Source organism: Acinetobacter sp. ANC_7588 (assembly GCF_056783995.1).
Genome location: NZ_JBWYIU010000002.1, coordinates 83,482 through 101,219, shown reverse-complemented (window position 1 = coordinate 101,219; position 17,738 = coordinate 83,482). Strand labels below are relative to the sequence as shown.

Annotated in this window: 11 protein-coding genes; 5 read left to right on the top strand and 6 right to left on the bottom strand. The window is 38.5% G+C overall.

What is annotated here, in order from left to right; translation table 11 throughout:
- Positions 1-78: 78 nt before the first annotated feature.
- On the bottom strand, positions 79-1,536 hold the full coding sequence (locus tag AC1M9J_RS02640; RefSeq protein WP_481595360.1) for an aspartate ammonia-lyase: 1,458 nt from the start codon (positions 1,534-1,536) through the stop codon (positions 79-81).
- A 368-nt stretch (positions 1,537-1,904) separates the two neighbouring features.
- Here AC1M9J_RS02640 and putP point away from each other — a divergent pair, with 368 nt between their 5' ends.
- Positions 1,905-3,419, top strand: coding sequence for a sodium/proline symporter PutP (gene putP / locus AC1M9J_RS02635; RefSeq protein WP_180027777.1), 1,515 nt, complete (start codon positions 1,905-1,907; stop codon positions 3,417-3,419).
- A gap of 45 nt (positions 3,420-3,464) precedes the next feature.
- Here the strand turns inward: putP and AC1M9J_RS02630 are convergent, their stop codons facing one another.
- On the bottom strand, positions 3,465-3,956 hold the full coding sequence (locus AC1M9J_RS02630; RefSeq protein WP_035263751.1) for an Lrp/AsnC ligand binding domain-containing protein: 492 nt from the start codon (positions 3,954-3,956) through the stop codon (positions 3,465-3,467).
- Between the two features lie 125 nt (positions 3,957-4,081).
- On the opposite strand from AC1M9J_RS02630, the gene putA reads away from it, so the two are divergent.
- Positions 4,082-7,831 carry a trifunctional transcriptional regulator/proline dehydrogenase/L-glutamate gamma-semialdehyde dehydrogenase gene (gene putA, locus AC1M9J_RS02625; protein WP_481595361.1) on the top strand — a complete coding sequence of 1,250 codons (3,750 nt, stop codon included), beginning with the start codon at positions 4,082-4,084 and terminating at the stop codon, positions 7,829-7,831.
- Positions 7,832-7,882: 51 nt separating this feature from the next.
- Here putA and pepN read toward each other — a convergent pair whose 3' ends face one another.
- Positions 7,883-10,492, bottom strand: a complete 2,610-nt coding sequence (gene pepN / locus AC1M9J_RS02620) for an aminopeptidase N (RefSeq protein ID WP_481595362.1) — start codon at positions 10,490-10,492, stop codon at positions 7,883-7,885.
- Positions 10,493-10,796: 304 nt separating this feature from the next.
- On the opposite strand from pepN, the gene AC1M9J_RS02615 reads away from it, so the two are divergent.
- The 3 genes from AC1M9J_RS02615 to thiM all read left to right on the top strand — a co-directional run bounded on the left by AC1M9J_RS02615 (position 10,797) and on the right by thiM (position 13,302).
- Positions 10,797-11,060 carry a hypothetical protein gene (locus AC1M9J_RS02615; protein WP_481595363.1) on the top strand — a complete coding sequence of 88 codons (264 nt, stop codon included), beginning with the start codon at positions 10,797-10,799 and terminating at the stop codon, positions 11,058-11,060.
- A gap of 199 nt (positions 11,061-11,259) precedes the next feature.
- Positions 11,260-12,420: a hypothetical protein gene (locus tag AC1M9J_RS02610; RefSeq protein WP_481607435.1), complete on the top strand. Its 1,161-nt coding sequence runs from the start codon at positions 11,260-11,262 to the stop codon at positions 12,418-12,420.
- A 9-nt stretch (positions 12,421-12,429) separates the two neighbouring features.
- On the top strand, positions 12,430-13,302 hold the full coding sequence (gene thiM / locus AC1M9J_RS02605; protein ID WP_481595365.1) for a hydroxyethylthiazole kinase: 873 nt from the start codon (positions 12,430-12,432) through the stop codon (positions 13,300-13,302).
- Positions 13,303-13,336: 34 nt separating this feature from the next.
- On the opposite strand, the gene AC1M9J_RS02600 is transcribed toward thiM, so the two are convergent.
- The 3 genes from AC1M9J_RS02600 to AC1M9J_RS02590 form a co-directional block, all read right to left on the bottom strand.
- Positions 13,337-13,705, bottom strand: a complete 369-nt coding sequence (locus AC1M9J_RS02600) for a 5-carboxymethyl-2-hydroxymuconate Delta-isomerase (protein WP_180027772.1) — start codon at positions 13,703-13,705, stop codon at positions 13,337-13,339.
- 52 nt (positions 13,706-13,757) lie between these two features.
- A complete protein-coding gene (locus AC1M9J_RS02595; protein WP_481951822.1) occupies positions 13,758-15,473 on the bottom strand; it encodes an AAA family ATPase in 1,716 nt (571 codons plus the stop codon).
- 113 nt (positions 15,474-15,586) lie between these two features.
- Positions 15,587-17,611: a hypothetical protein gene (locus AC1M9J_RS02590; RefSeq protein WP_481951821.1), complete on the bottom strand. Its 2,025-nt coding sequence runs from the start codon at positions 17,609-17,611 to the stop codon at positions 15,587-15,589.
- Positions 17,612-17,738: the final 127 nt, after the last annotated feature.

Genomic DNA, 17,738 nt, shown 5'->3' with positions numbered 1-17,738 from the left:
AATGAAAATGGCATACCTCATTGAACGAAATATGCCATCAATTCATATTCAATTGATTTTCAGATTCTATCTACTCTATTAGCTTACTTTGTCCATGTTCATATCATCGACAACATGACCAGCGATCTCAGACACTAAATTTTCAAAAGAGAAAATTTGATTTAACTGCTCTTGCGTCAAAAGATTCTGCTCAATGACAACTTGCTGAATGGTTTTATTTTCTGCAAGACAAACCTTCCCAATTTCATCACATTTGGCATGACCTAGAATCGGATCTAATAATGTGACGATACCAACACTTCGCATCACTGCATCGTAACAAGTCTGTTCATTTGCAGTAATACCTTGAATACATTTGTTTTCTAGTGTTTGCATTGCTTGAATTAATAAATTGGTTGATTCATTCATGGTCAGTGCAATTACAGGTTCCATGACATTTAATTGTAATTGCCCCGCTTCAGCTGCCATGGTCACTGTCAAATCATTACCTATGACTTTAAAAGCAATTTGGTTCACTACTTCAGGAATAACTGGATTGATTTTCGCAGGCATAATGGATGAGCCGGCTTGTAATTCAGGTAATCTAATTTCAGCTAATCCCGTACGAGGCCCTGAACTTAATAAGCGCAGGTCATTACAAATTTTTGAGAGCTTGACGGCTAAACGCTTTAAAGTACTTGATAGAATAATAAATACGCCACAATCACTGGTGGCTTCAACATAGTCTTCAGCACCTTGTAATTTCAATCCAGTAATTTGAGAAAGCGTTTGAACCACTTCTAGTGCATATCCATGAGGTGTGTTCACACCCGTTCCAATCGCAGTCGCACCCAAATTTATTTCTAGCAGTAAATGACGCATCTTTTGGATGAGGCGATAGTCTTCTTTTAATAGCGTCGCAAATGCACGAAACTCTTGTCCGAGTGTCATGGGTACAGCATCTTGGAGTTGAGTTCGCCCCATTTTAATTACGTGTTGAAATTCAGATGCTTTGATCTCAATAGCAGCGATTAATGAGCGAACTTGAGACAATAAATCTTCTAAACTGTAATATGTTGCTAATCTCAATGCAGTGGGATAAACATCATTGGTCGATTGCGATTTATTCACATGGTCGTTTGGATGAATTACATCATATTGACCTTTAGGCAAGCCGAGATGCTCGAGTGCAAGGTTAGCCACCACTTCATTACTATTCATATTAATAGAAGTTCCAGCCCCACCCTGATAAATATCAATTGGAAATGATGATTTCCAACTTTCAGGCTGCTCAATCAGTTGATCACAAGCCCATTGAATCGCTTGACTGACGTCTTGACTCAATTTGGAAAATTTTAAATTTGTCTGTGCTGATGCTTTTTTTACCTGCGCCAATGCACGAATAAAATGTATGTTTTCACCTACCTGTTGATGCGAAATCTGAAAATTCTCCATCGCTCGCAGGGTATGAATCCCATAGTAACGATCGAAAGGAACTGCTTTTTCACCGAGCAGATCATGCTCTATTCTTGTTTTATCAAATTGAACCGTAGACACTTTTAATACTCAACAATAATGCACCATTATCGTGCAATATCGATGATAGGCTTCATGCTTATTTTCACTATTGATTTAATACTTCTTTATGCAATAAAAAATTACAACTTCGCTGTTTAAGTGACAAATGTAACTTTATGTTAAAAATAATCATTTATAGAATTGTTTTGAACCTCAAAGTAAACTTTTTTGAAAAAATAGTCTTTGTAACCAAAATTACATTCAGTTTCACTAAACGACTATAAATCTCACTCAAATGTAACAGAGCGTAATTTTCAAAACGTGCTTGAATCAGCTCCTCGAATAATTCGATTAAAAATTCATCTCGGAAAGATGGTCATTTAGGACAGACAAAGGATGGCATAGCAATGAGCCAATTAAATCCTACGCTAATCACATTTATTTTTTATATTGTGGCGATGCTTGGCATTGGGCTTTATGCCTACAAAGCCACGAATAATTTTGATGATTATATTTTAGGTGGTCGGAGTTTAGGCAGTGTCGTCACTGCATTATCCGCAGGTGCATCAGATATGAGTGGCTGGTTACTCATGGGCCTACCTGGTGCAATTTATCTCTCAGGTTTATCCGAAGCTTGGATTGCCATTGGTTTAATTATCGGTGCTTGGTTGAACTGGCTGTTGGTCGCGGGTCGTCTACGTGTTCATACCGAAATACAACATAACGCATTGACTCTCCCCGACTATTTCACCAGCCGCTTTGGTGATCGGAAAAAAGTTCTTCGTATCATCTCAGCTTTTGTAATTTTGATTTTCTTTGCAATTTATTGTGCCTCTGGCATGGTCGCAGGTGCACGTTTATTTGAAAGCCTATTTGGTTGGGATTACAACACAGCCCTATGGATTGGAGCAGTGGCAACGATTAGTTATGTCTGTATTGGCGGTTTCTTAGCCATCAGTTGGACAGATACATTCCAAGCAGGCTTGATGATCTTTGCGCTTTTACTTGCTCCAGTAATGACCTATTTAGCCATTGGTGAAAACGCTCAGCAAGTTAGTGTCATTGTGGAATCCGCACGCCCATTAGCGAATAATTTACTTTCAGATCTCAGCACTGTAGCAATTTTATCTTCAATGGCATGGGGACTTGGCTACTTTGGTCAACCACATATTCTTGTGCGCTTTATGGCAGCAGATTCCGTGAAGTCTATTCCAGCAGCACGTCGAATTGGAATGACATGGATGATTCTATGTCTTGGTGGTGCAGTCGCTGTCGGTTATTTCGGAATCGCTTACTTTGATACGTTTCCTCAACTCGGTGCTGCAGTCAATGCAAATCCTGAAACAGTCTTCATGGAATTAACTAAAATCTTATTTAATCCATGGGTTGCAGGAGTGATTCTTGCCGCGATTCTTGCTGCAGTGATGAGTACCCTAAGCTGCCAACTATTGGTATGCTCTACCACGCTTACAGAAGACTTATACAAAGCATTTATTCGTAAATCTGCCTCACAAACCGAGCTGGTTTGGGTAGGTCGTTTGATGGTATTAATCGTTGCGATTATGGCAATCTTCCTTGCAATGAATCCGAACAGCAAGGTACTCGGTTTAGTTGCTTATGCGTGGGCTGGCTTTGGTGCAGCATTTGGACCACTGATTATCCTTTCTCTCTTCTGGAAGCGAATGACCATCAATGGTGCATTGGCAGGTATGATTGTTGGTGCTGTTACCGTCATTGTATGGAAAAACACTATGGCTGATACTGGCGTCTATGAAATCATTCCTGGCTTTATTTTATCTTGGGTGAGTATTATGGTGGTGAGTTTATTAGGCCGCCCGCCAGCGCAAGATGTGACTGACCGTTTTGATGAAGCTCAACAGAAATATGAAATTGAAATGCAAGAAATCAAAAATGGAAGGTAATGAGAAATAAAAAATTAAGGGGCTTATAGCCCCTTTCTTATACATTTACTTTTTAAATGTTTGCTTAAGTTGCACTTGCGAAGATTCCTTAATAACTTCCATCACTGGATAGCTACGGGTTTCTTTGATGCCAGGCAGTTGCCATAAAACCTGTCCAGAGATCTTACGAAACTCTTCCATGTTGGCGCAACGAATTTTAACTACAAAATCAAACCCACCGCTGATCATGTGACATTCAACAATTTCAGGGTAACTTCTCACTGCATCAGAAAATTCTTCTAATACATTTGGAGTTGTTTTATCTAATAAAATTTCGACAAATACCACAAAACTTCGATTCAGCAGATCTGGATTTAACTTGGCTTCATAACCTGTAATATATCCATCTTTGGTTAGTTTTTGTACTCGAGCAAGCGCTGCTGTGGGAGAAAGATTGACCATTTCAGCAAGTTTTATATTTGATAGACGCCCATCTTTTTGCAAGATATCTAAAATTTTTAAATCTGTACGATCCAAGGTCATCATTTGAGTCTGCATGCGAATTATTCTCTAAATTTAACTCTAATTATAGTGAGTTATGCACCATATTTTCTGTAATTATAAATTAAATAAACCTTAAAGATAAATCTATTTCATTGTCACAGGACGCTGGCGTATATCTCATGGAACAACTTAGCTCACCCCTTTCTCGCCCATTAGACATTCAAGACATTACTGAATTTAAAGATAAATCAGATCTAGAATTAGAAATAAATCGTGCATGGCGCCGTGATGAATCTGAATGTGTCGAAACACTTCTCGAACAGACCGAGATTGATCAAGAAATTTCAGACAAAATTTATCAATTAGCCTTCAATTTAGCGCATTCATTACGTGAACGTAAAGGGTCAGCGGGCAAAGCAGGCATTGTACAGGGTTTATTACAAGAATTTTCATTATCTTCACAAGAAGGTATTGCGCTCATGTGTTTAGCTGAAGCGCTGTTACGTATCCCTGATAAAGCAACACGTGACTTATTGATCAAAGACAAAATCAACCAAGGCAATTGGAAAGATCATTTAGGTCAAAGCAGCCTAATGTTTGTAAACGCGGCAGCATGGGGCTTAATGTTGACCGGTAAATTAATGGAAACACCTAAAGCAAATAGTTTATCTGGTCTACTCACAGGCATCTTGGCACGAAGTGGCCGTGGCATTATTCGCAAAGCCGTTGATGTTGCTATGCGTATGATGGGTGAACAGTTTGTTACAGGTGAAACCATTGATGAGGCGTTAAATAATGCCGAACGATTAGAAGAACAAGGCTTCCGTTACTCATATGATATGTTAGGTGAAGCAGCACTTACAGATCATGATGCGGAGCGCTATTATCAAGATTATACAAATGCGATTCATGCGATTGGTAAGGCATCGTCTGACAAAGATGTTTACGAAGGCCCCGGTATCTCAATCAAACTTTCGGCGCTTCATTCACGTTATCAACGCTCGCAAATTGACCGTGTACACGATGAGCTTTATCACAAAGTCTTTAATTTAGCGGTTCTAGCGAAACAATATGATATTGGTCTAAATATCGATGCTGAAGAAACTGATCGGCTGGAAATTTCATTGGAACTTCTTGAACGCTTATGTTTCGAACCAAAATTGAATGGCTGGAAAGGCATTGGATTTGTGATTCAAGCTTATCAAAAAAGATGTTTTTGCGTGGTCGATTACATCATTGATTTAGCTAAGCGTAGTCAAAAACGTTTAATGATTCGTTTAGTCAAAGGCGCCTATTGGGACAGTGAAATTAAGAAAGCACAAGTTGAAGGCATGACCGATTATCCTGTCTTTACTCGAAAAGTGCACACAGATTTATCTTATATTGCATGTGCTCGCAAACTTTTAGCCGAACCAGACTTTATTTATCCACAATTCGCAACACATAATGCACAAACCTTAGCCACTATTTATCATTTGGCAAATCCTGAACAATATTATAAGGGACAATACGAATTCCAATGTTTACATGGCATGGGTGAACCACTTTATGAACAAGTCGTCGGTTCTAAAGCAGATGATAAACTTGGCGTACCTTGCCGAATTTATGCACCTGTCGGAAATCATGAAACCCTTTTGGCTTATTTGGTTAGACGATTGCTTGAAAATGGGGCAAACACGTCTTTTGTAAATCGTATTGCTGATAAAACACTCAAAATTGATGACTTGATTGAAAATCCACATCAAACCATTGATGTCACAAGTCGAATCGAAGGCAAAGTTGGATTAAAGCACCCTGCTATTCCATATCCGAAACATTTATATGCTGATCATCGCCCTAACTCTCTTGGAATTGATCTTGCAAATGACCAAGACCTTGAACATTTGAATCATACTTATCAACAATGGTCTAAAGTTCAAATTAAAGCCACCCCAATGGGTCTGAGATTAGATGAATCCGTACACGATACAGAGTCAATGGCAATTCTCAATCCTGCGAACCATCAAGATATTGTCGGTGAAGTGACGGAGACTCATGCCATGCAAGTGGAAATGGCGTTAGTTAATGCGACTGAAGCACAGCAGGATTGGCAAAATTTAGAAAAAGATCAACGTGCAGAATATTTAATTACAGCATCCAATGTGATGGAGTCTCGACTTGAAGAGCTAATGGTTCTGCTCAGTCGCGAAAGCGGTAAAACATTTGCCAATGCGATTGCTGAAGTACGCGAAGCAGTAGATTTCTTACGCTACTACGCAGCACAAGTGAAAGATCTAGAACACAAAGCCGTTATTCAACCCTTAGGTACAGTACTGTGTATTAGTCCTTGGAACTTCCCATTGGCAATTTTTACAGGTCAAATCGCGGCGGCACTTGTAACAGGGAATACTGTAATCGCCAAACCAGCGGAGCAAACTCCTTTAATTGCCTCAATTGCAGTTCAGATCCTTTGGGAATCTGGCGTACCACAATCTGTCTTACAGCTCTTGCCAGGACGTGGTGAAACAGTGGGTGCACAACTCAGTAGTGATCATCGTATTCAAGGTATTATGTTTACAGGGTCAACTGAGGTTGCGAAAATTTTGCAGAAAACCGTTGCAAAACGACTGAATCAATTTGGTCAATCAATACCTCTCATTGCAGAAACTGGCGGTCAAAATGCCATGATCGTAGATTCTTCTGCCCTGACTGAACAGGTGGTATTAGATGTTGTCAGCTCAGCATTTGATAGTGCAGGTCAGCGTTGTTCAGCACTGCGAATTTTATGTGTTCAAGAAGATAATGCACATACCGTGATCAAAATGCTCAAAGGTGCAATGAAGCAATTGCGTGTCGGCATTCCAAGTTTATTGAAAACTGATATTGGACCTGTAATTGATCGAGAAGCAAAACAAACCATTGATCAACATATTAATAAAATGAAATCTCTGGGTTATCCCGTTCAACAACTCATGTGGGATGAAGATGACTCTCATCTCAAGCAAGGGACATTTGTTAAACCGACTTTAGTTGAGTTACCACATTTAGATGATCTTGAACGTGAAGTTTTTGGTCCAGTACTGCATGTCATTACTTATAAATATGGCGAACTTGATCGACTTATTGATCAAATCAATGCCAAAGGCTATGGTTTGACTATGGGCTTACACACGCGTATCGATGAAACCATACAAACCGTAATTTCAAAAGCAGAAGTTGGAAATCTCTATATTAACCGCAACATTGTAGGTGCTGTTGTCGGTGTACAACCCTTCGGTGGAGAAGGTTTATCTGGTACAGGTCCCAAAGCTGGTGGACCGATGTATATTTATCGGTTAATGCATGAATGTACACATAAAAAAATTGAACAACCTTATGCAACGAGCAAAGGCGTTGAATTGACTGAACATCAAAACTTATTGAATCAATATAAAGATTGGGTCAATAAGTCATTTCCTCATTATCAAATGAAGGTGTTGCAACCAAGTTGTGTCGGACATAGCTATGAATTACAAGGACCAACAGGTGAAAGCAATCAATATGTTGTGTTACCGAGACATCGTGTTTTAAGCTTGGCAGATCAAGAAATAGATCAGATTCATCAACTTCATGCCATTCTCGCGGTTGGCTCTCAGCCAACTGTTCTAGGTGAGAATACGTTTGTTTTAAAATACTTACAGTCTATGCCTAAAGAGGTCGCTCAACGTATCGCCATTATTGCTGATATTGAGACAGGTAGTTTTGATGCAATTCTACATCATGGCACCAAAAATCAACTGTTAAAATTGCAAGATAAAGTGGCTCAGCGACAAGGTCCGATCATCGGAATAACACATCTAGAGCCTGGTAATTATGACATTCCTTTAGAACGCTTCTTTATTGAACGTGCAATTAGTATTAATACCGCAGCTGCAGGTGGTAATGCGAGTCTAATGACCATGCAAGCTTGATTCTGTTGAGTCAAAAAAACCAGTGCATTGCACTGGTTTTTTATTTGTGATTTAAACAGCAAGCATACTATTTAAAGTTTCAGATACATTTTTAGATTTCACGATAGGTTTCAATGCTTCGAGTTTCGCTTTGACTTCGGCTTGTTGAGGATGGGCTAACGTGTACCAACGTGATAAAAGTTGTAACAAACGTGAGCCTACAATCGGATTCTTTTCATCCAAATATTGAGCCAACTGAATAATATGATCTACCCCAAAACTCCAAGTATTGACAGGGTTTGAATTTAAACCACCAGTTACAGCACGGATTCGATTAGGTACTTTAAGATCGTAATCAGCATGTGATGTCAGTTTTTGAATCGTTTCTGCTGTCGCTTTCGGATGAGCTGCTTGGATCATAAACCACTGATCCATTGATAGAGCCTCATCTTTAAAACGCGTATAGAAATCTTCTAAAATCTCAACAGCTTGCGGTGCATCATTCCACACCAACACTTTTAAAGCACCTAAACGTTCAGACATATTACGTGTTTGACGATACTGTTGCTCAGCTAAATCAAATGCAGCCTCATCTCCTTGACGCGCAATAAATGAAAGCATGATGTTCTTTAAAGCACGTGTACCCATAGCTTGGGAAAAATCTGACTGTATTGCTGGATCTAATGATAAATAAGTCTCTTTAGCAAAATCACCTAAACGGCGAGACAAAGTATCTAATAGAGCATTACGCTTTTCATAGATCGCTGTCGGTTGATAATCGTGGTCAATACGACTACCCAAATAACCTTCACTCGGAACATCAAATAAACGTGAAGCTAACAGCGGATCTTGCTGAATTACTCTAGGTAGCGTTTTTAACATCGCTTCAATATATATGTCAGCAGGTTGGTCATTTAATAAGATGCGCTCAAGCAATGTTTGCGTCGCTTGCCACTGATTAAAGCCATTGGTTTCGTACTGTAATAAGAACGCAAGCTGTTCATCAGTATAATTAAACTCTAAATTCACAGGTGCAGAGAAATTTCGTAATAGTGAAATTACAGGCACCTTCGCCACGTTTTTAAACTCGATCGTTGCTTCATCAGTCGTGAATAAGTAAACACCATCTTTGACTTGATCTTCAACTAAAGCTGAGCATTCAAGTTGAAGTTGCTCACCAGTGTGTTCATCAAACAAAGCCAAAGCGACAGGAATTGGAACCGCTTTTAAGTTTGGATATTTTGGATGTGGTTTTAAACTTTGCTTAAAGTTTAAACGATAAGTTTTCTGCTCAGCATCATACTCACCTTTGGCTTCAAGCTTAGGTGTACCCGGTTGGTTATACCAAGTTAAAAATCCTGATAAATCCACACCAGAACCTGCTGATAATGCAGCAACCCAATCTTCCACAGTCACAGCTTGACCATCATGGCGACGGAAATACTCATCCGTTCCTTTACGGAATTTTTCTTTACCTAATAAAGTCGCCATCATTCGGTTAATTTCTGCACCTTTTTCATACACAGTCGCTGTATAGAAGTTATTAATTTCTACGAAATGATCTGGACGTGGAGGATGAGACAATGGGCCTGAATCCTCAGGGAATTGATGCGCTTTAAGCACTGCCACATCATCAATTCGTTGAACAGCAGCAGACTGCAAATCCTCAGAAAAAGATTGATCACGGAAAACGGTTAAACCTTCTTTCAGACAAAGTTGGAACCAGTCTCGGCAAGTAATACGATTACCCGTCCAGTTATGGAAATATTCATGAGCGATAACAGATTGAACACGCATAATCGCAGCATCAGTCGTGTATTCTTCATCAGCTAAAACACATGATGTGTTAAAAATATTAAGCCCTTTGTTTTCCATTGCACCCATATTGAATGCACTGGTCGCGACAATCATATAATTGTCTAAATCATAAGGTAATCCATAGTGCTCTTCATCCCAACGCATAGAATGTTTAAGTGCTTCCATGGCAATATGGCACTTAGGAATATCTTTTTCTTCAGCATAAATTTCTAGAGCTACATCACGACCTTCAGAAGTGACGTAACGATCTTTTAATACCGCTAAGTCTCCAATGACACATGCAAAGAGATAGGCTGGTTTCTTGGTTGGATCTTGCCAAATGGTATAATGACGTCCTTCGCCCACTTCACCCGCTTCAATTAAATTACCATTCGCCAGTAGGACTGGAAATTTCTTATCCGCTTCGACACGTGTTGTGAAAACAGACAGCACATCTGGACGGTCTGGATAGAACGTAATTTTACGAAAGCCTTCTGGCTCGTTTTGAGTTACAAACAGATCAGATGCTGCTTGGTATAAACCTTCAAGTTGTGTGTTTGATTCAGGATGAATTTCAACGACTGTAACGATGCATGCATCATCAGGTGCATCTTTAATCACTAACTGTTCATCATCTAGATGATATTGCGAAGAATCTAACTCTTGACCATTCAGTGTAATTGACTTCAACTCAAGCTCACGACCAAGCAATACCAAATCACCTTCAGTCTGACGTTGCATTTTTAGTGTGCCTGTCACCATCGTATGATCGTCATAGACTTGGATATTTAAATCAATCGAATCCACGACAAATGCTGGCTTCTGATAATCTTTCAAAAAAATCGTTTGATCTGCTTCGATCACTGGATTTGCCGCGATATTCATAACTCGTCCTATAAGCTGTTCTTTACAGCGATTATGCTTTTATGTGAAGTCAATTGATCATAGGTCAAAATTGACGAATTGTCTGTGTTTGACGCTCTATTTAATATGGGTCTATTCATGTTTTTTTCAATTTAATTTATTTGTAGTAACAACAGTTTGCTTCTTTATTACCCGTTTCAAATATCTTGTCTAAGTACGATAGAAATGTAACAAAAATTCACTTCTTTATTTTCAAGCATAATTATTGCTTCAGTTTAAGAGCGGTAATCATCAAAAAACTTATAAATCATAAATGAGGTGAATCATGCTCATCAGGGACCATATAGTCAGAGTAGAAAACATCAGAACCATGCAGATGATGGATGCTGCTAAAATTGATCATCGCGTGATTGCAGCGTTTTTAACCAGTGAGGGAATGCCTATTGAAACATCAGAAGTCACAGCTGTATTGAAAAACTATGATGTACTCGGAATCAAGAGATTATCTCAAAAGAAATCTCAGGTACTGATCCAAGCTAAAATGCAACATTTTTCCGATTCAGAGCTCCCTTGCCCTTTAACCTATTAAATCCTCTATCTAGGTCGATCTAACACTTGAGGAAATGATTTTCCGGTTCGATCTATTCATATATTTCACATAAGCAGGCATTCACCTGCTTATTTTATTGATCGCAACACCAGTCAGATTTGTTTTCAATACTGACTCAATCAAGCGATGTTGAACAATCGTGTGTATAATTCTTTCATCTTGAAATTAAAGTGCTGCCATGTTGCAAATTCTCCAAAAAAATGCTGATGAAAGTAGTTTCTGTCCACTTTGTCAGGCCAGTATGTACTTTATTGAAGCAGAAGAATTTGATAAAGAAATCCTATTCCATCAATGTTCCCATTGCCACCATCAAGTCTTTCAAGATGAAAACCGCAACTGCCATTGTGAGCGCTGCACAGCAAAACGAAAGAAAATGATGCAGGAAACTCGCATTCAAGAACAACGTAAGATTGCATCGAAGAATAAAGACATACAAGAACTCGATTTGCATCAACTGAGCTTTATGCACAAGTTGTTTTTACTCTCAATATTAGATCAACAAGTCCATGAGCATACCCAACATCAAGAATTCATCGATTGGGAAAATATTAAATATCATACCATTACCCCAAGTTATTTATTTCAAAATCATTTGATGAAACAACTTTTGAAAGACAATATTCTTGTCCCACGTGACTTTTCGAGTGAACTCAGTCAATACTATATTAATGTCCGTCTTGACGGCTATTCTGAGCCGAGCTTGTTTAGTATTACTCAAGCGTTACGTCAGCTCTTTTATGAAAATCTGAGTCAAGGTGTACCATTTAAAAATAGTGATGAAGTCAAAAGTGCACTCTATACTCTGTTGTACCAAGAAATTATTCAATTTGCGCAATACTACTGTCGAACTTGGGGCGTTCAAATTGCTGGAAATCAGAGTTTTCAAACCTTTTGTTTTAGATTATTAGACTCTCTTGCTGTGGGTCAAATCTATTATTTAGTTCAAACTGCGCTTGAGTATTTGCACCATCAGAAAGCACTCCAAGCCCGTAATGAAAATTTTATCAATACCAACCTTTTAAAAAAGACTTTACAGCAATATCGTGAACGTTCTTTAGCTGAAAAATGGGAAACCTCAACACTGCCAAGGCTACCTAACTTGCCTTTAAGTAAAATGAGCGAAATCTTATTTTTTCATTTTCTAGGCTATGATGAATCAATCTTTTTTCAACCTGTTTGGCGATCGTGGAGTAAAATCGAGCCACGTTTAAATTTCTACTCACAAAAACGTTGTATGAATTGTGGCTCGAATGAACTTTCTGTGGATTATGACGCAGATGACTATGTCAGTTTAATTTGTCGTAATTGTAATCACCAAGACCACTATTTTACACGCTAGCGAACGACTATGAATCATCCAGAAAACTTGATAGCAAATGCTCCAAAAGATATTGAGGTTCAAACCCAAGAGATTCTTAAACAGGTCATTGAAGCATGGAATCTGTTAAAAACCACTCAACCTTTAGTGCATTGTATGACCAATCTGGTTGCTGCCAACTATGTCGCAAATGTACTGTTAGCTGCTGGTGCCTCACCTGCCATGATTGATAATCCTTTTGAAGCTGAAAGTTTCGTGAGTATTAGTCAAGCTTTAAGTATCAATTTAGGGACTCCTCATACAGAACAAGTTGCCGCAATGAAAATTGCCACAGAAACTGCTCACAAAAAAAATATACCTTGGGTATTAGATCCTGTTGGCTATAGTGCTGTTTTGCCATGGCGTACTGAAATTACAAATGATTTATTGCGGTTTAAACCCACCATTATCCGAGGTAATGCTTCAGAAATTGGGAGCTTAGCAGGACAACAAAACCAATCTAAGGGTGTAGACAGTACCCTCGATAGCGCTGCCGTAGTAGAACAGGCAAAAACTTTATTAGATTACTCTGAATGTATCGCAATTTCTGGCGAATCTGATTTTATTCTTTCTAAGTCTTATGGATGTATGGTTAAGATTAATGGAGGTTCACATTTACAGCCAAAAGTTACCGCTACAGGATGCGCCTTAGGTGCATTAATTGCTGCTTATGCTGGCGTAACAAACCCAACCATTGCCTGTATTGCTGCCCATGTACACTTTGCCATCGCAGGTAAGCTCGCTTATACGCAGGCTCAAACTGTCGGAAGTTTTAATGTCGCTTTTATCGATGAACTCTATAGCTATTCGGCTAAAAAAATTCAAAATAGTGCAGATATCGAAATACTGACTTTTGCTGCATAACAAAAGGCTGAAGATCACTTCAGCCTTTTTTGTCTTACTTCTGAACTCTACCTTTACGATAATGCTCTTTTGGCATTTCCGCCAACTCAATGATCAATTGAACCGTTAAGCCTTGAGCATGATAACCATTAAAGCTATGAAGATACTCATTTAAGCGATCTGAAATAAGATTCTTTTGCTCTTCATTACGCCCCGTCATGATCCCTAAACGAACATGAATATAGGCTTGAGGCTCTTCGCCAAAACCAATCAGGAAATCACTATTAGCACGAATACGTGATTTGATATCAGAAGGATGCCCCACTAGACCTGTATCAAATAAAGCGTGGTTTAAGCCTAAAAGCAACGCTTTCGCATCTAAATTTTGAATGTTATCCGAATACTCAACGATCATCTGTGGCATCTTAATTCCCTTTGCTTGTGTGTTAAAAAATCAATTTCAAATGCGTAACTCATTATTCAATGAATAATAAGGCTAATCTCACTTGGTCATAGCCCATACGCGGATTGGTATTTTCCACGATCGGACGCAACTTGATCGCACCATCTTCACCAAAATGTTCAGGACTCTGTCTTTTAAGTAATTTTTTATAGATTTTACGTACTTGTTCAACGACTTCATCCCCAGGATGAGCAACCGAGATATCTAAGCCCTGCTCTCGATGAAGTTTGCCTAAGTGGTTAATAATGGTTGCTGGCGTTAAACCACGCTCAACCGCAATATCCTGAATTTCATAACCATTTTCAAAGAGCTCGCGAGTTTCATCGAGAGTCGCGGTGGCATAATTGGCTTTACCTGCATTTTTGGCAATTTTTTTCTCATTACGACTAATCTCAAGCTCATTGAGTGTGCCACCACAGTGCCGAATAAATGCCTTATGTTGCGCTTCTAAATCAGCATCACCAAAATGCGCTTCTGCTTCATCAGAGAGTTCTTGAAATCTTCGGTCGGCTTTAATCGCTAAACTGTCCAATTCTAATGCTTGCTCATTGAAACCGAGTAACCTTAGACCATCAATAGATTTCAAACGAGATAACCCGACATAGCCCTGACCCTTTTCAAAGGTATTCGCCAAATTGATTTCTGCCGCCGATAAAGTCATCCCTTGAGACTTATGAATAGTAATCGCCCAAGCTAACCGCAAAGGAACTTGGGAAAAACTCGCGATTGTCTTTCCTGCATCATTATCAACAGACCAGGTTTCAGGTTCGACCACCAGAATAGTGCCGTCTGTTAATCTAACTTTAGGTAATACCCCGTGATCATCTACTTCTTCAAAGCCAATGACTTCACCAAGGCTGCCATTGATATAACCCACATCAAAATTGTTTTTTACAAACATGACTTTGGCATGTTTCTTTAAGGTCAATTCTTCTGGTGCACGTACGGAAGATTTTAATGTCTCTATTAATTTTTCATTACCATCCATTTGTGCACAAAATTGATGACCATCCCCATCAATCTCATTTAAATGACGGTAATTAATGGCATCAACATCCATATTATGGGTATACAAACGTGTAAATGTTTCACCAATATCTTGCTCACGCGTTTGTTGTAAAGCTTTAATATGCTCGGCTTGAATATTTTGCGCACGGATTGCATTCAAAATATCATTCAAGGCTGAGTCATCTTGTCGATGTTGTTCAGTTAAATAACAAACACGAAATTTCGCTTCTACCCAAGCCTGGGACATAAAACAGAATTTATCTCGATTTTTTTCGTCATTGCGTCCGACTGGTGGTAACTGGAAGAAATCTCCAGCGGCAATCACCTGTATGCCACCAAATGCTTCATCAGACTCTTTAAAAAACTTAAGCACTTGATTAACTAAATTAAGCTGCTTCGCATGTAGCATCGAAATCTCATCGATGATCAATACCTGCACATTTTCTAAATGCTCTTTGAGATATTTACGCTCTTTCATGCGCTTTAGATCATCATCTGATAAAAAATCTTTGATCCCGATCCCCGCCCACGTATGAATGGTCATCCCATTCATGTGTGTGGCTGCAATGCCTGTAGATGCGGTAATGGCGACTGAAACTTTTCGTGCCTTAAGATAATTAATATATTGATTAAGCGTATACGTTTTTCCTGCACCTGCAGAACCTGTCAAAAAGACATTTTCTCCTGCTTTCATTAACTTCAGTGCAGTTTCTTGTTTCATATGTGCTTAACCTAATTTGAACGCTCATAGCCTAACGACATTTCATAAAAAAGTTAAGCCATAAATCAGCCTTGTGATCATGTTAACGCGTGAATACGTCAATTTAAGGCGCATCAGTTGTTGATTTGTTCAGGATCTCCAAAATTCCAAATCAACATTTCATTGACTTGATGTACAAACGCTTTGGCTTCCCTCACAACCTTTAGATCAGCAACTTCGTTATTGGGCAAACGCAGTTGGTCAAAATGAAGCTGATCGAATTTAAAAAAACAACCGAGTGTCAAATGCTGTGAGGGATCATGTAAATTTGACATATGGAACGCCACATATTCACCATCAATAATTCTTTGGGTATAAGATAAAGCCAGACAATGTTTATAATTTACAGACTCTTGAATAATTTGCTCTAATTCATTCAACTCCACAAATTTCCAATTCTCTGTATACATGACTGCTTGAGGTGATACTCGTTTCCAATGACTTTCAGCATGTCTCAATTTCAAAGTCGTCAATGTATCCACATAATGTAAATGCTGATGCCAACGTATTGCTTGCTGATACCATGCGGGCCATGTCATATTTTTCGAAATAGTTCTATCTTGTTGGAAAAAATCAATGAGATAATCTGCGACATAAGAGTCAAAAATACTATTGCTTCGGTTATATTGAGAGTTTGGATGTTTAAAGCGCTGCCTAAACTCATCTAGATTGATATGATACTGCTGCATCAAGAAATGAAAATGCGTTTGATGTTGTGTTGAGGGCTCAATAAATTTGATGATTTCATCAGGTAGATCTTTAACTAAGTCATTTAAAAACAACATATAAGACTGCATCACTTGAGAAATACGTTTAAAGACATATTTCACTGAACTCAATCCTTGCTGATCCAATGACCATAACAAGTCCAACCATTCATTAAGATATAAAATAGAAGCCGTGAGAGGTTGTGATTTTTTAGAATATTGAACATTTAGCGGCTCATGCTCAGCAGATAGTTCAAACCATGATTGTTGCTGTGAAATACGTAGACACTCAGAAATAAATAAACGACCGATAACCTGTTCAAAATATTGAATCGAGAGTTGTATGACATGCGGATGTACTTTAGAGCAATCCACAAAACTTAAAGCGGTGACGGCCAATCGAATATTGGGATCTTTTAAATTTTCACTTACCCAGTCGATGACAAGATAATCTTGTTTAAATAACCAATTCACTGCTCTTTTGTGTATAAACAGTGGCGACTGTTGCGCTATATCTTCTACCCAATACTGCACATCTTTATTTAAAAAATTTTGTTTATTGAAAATATCTTGATACTGCCAATACCCTCGTTTGATCCAACGTGTAAAACCTAATAAATGCGGTGTTTGCTCGTTATGCTGTTTGAGTAAATTGAAATCAGGCTCTAAGTCTACCAATTGAGATAAGCTAAATTGTTCTTCGAAAGAAATTTGTGCCATACGATATAACCGTTTTGGCAACATTAATTCTGCTGAAGTGCTTAACCGATCGTATACTGGAATCAATTTTTGCACTGCAAGAAAATTATCTCCCATGACTGAATTGACCAAACACAGATGTTTAAAATTTAGTTCAACTTCCAGAGGTATTTCAGCACCAAATCGACTGAAATTCAGCAAATGAGGTTCATCATAATACTCACTTTGCATCATGATTCGATCTAACTGCATCGCTTGCTGATCGGTCAAATTATAGAGGCACTGTTCAACACGATTTTCTCCATCGACCCATTTAAAGACTTCTTCAACCAGCATTTGACGAAATAACTGCACTTTCGTTTTTAAATATAAAGAATGATGTGAGGCCTTATGATTAAAGATAAAACTAAAATCATTGAACATAAAATCCGCAATTTTTTGAATCTCGACATTTGAGTGGGATGTATAAAATTGAATTTTATAATCATCGATACACTCAACTGTGAGCAGTCCATCTGCGATCACTAAGCTATTATTTTCCTGATCAATTACGAATAAATTTTCAGGCGTAATCGTCCATAGATATAACCACTGATCCTGAAATACGGCTTTGAGTGTATCGCAATGATCAATTAATGCCTGTGCAGTATATTGATGACGTTGCTTTGGATTTTGCGGAGGACACGCCAGCATACAGTTTGCCTAAATAAGAAAGACTGGAAGAATTTTAAAAATAACAACGATATAACTATATTATTCTATCTTAAAATGAGTTGTGCTATTCAGATTCTGTAACTTTTGTATGAGTCAGATAAGCAGT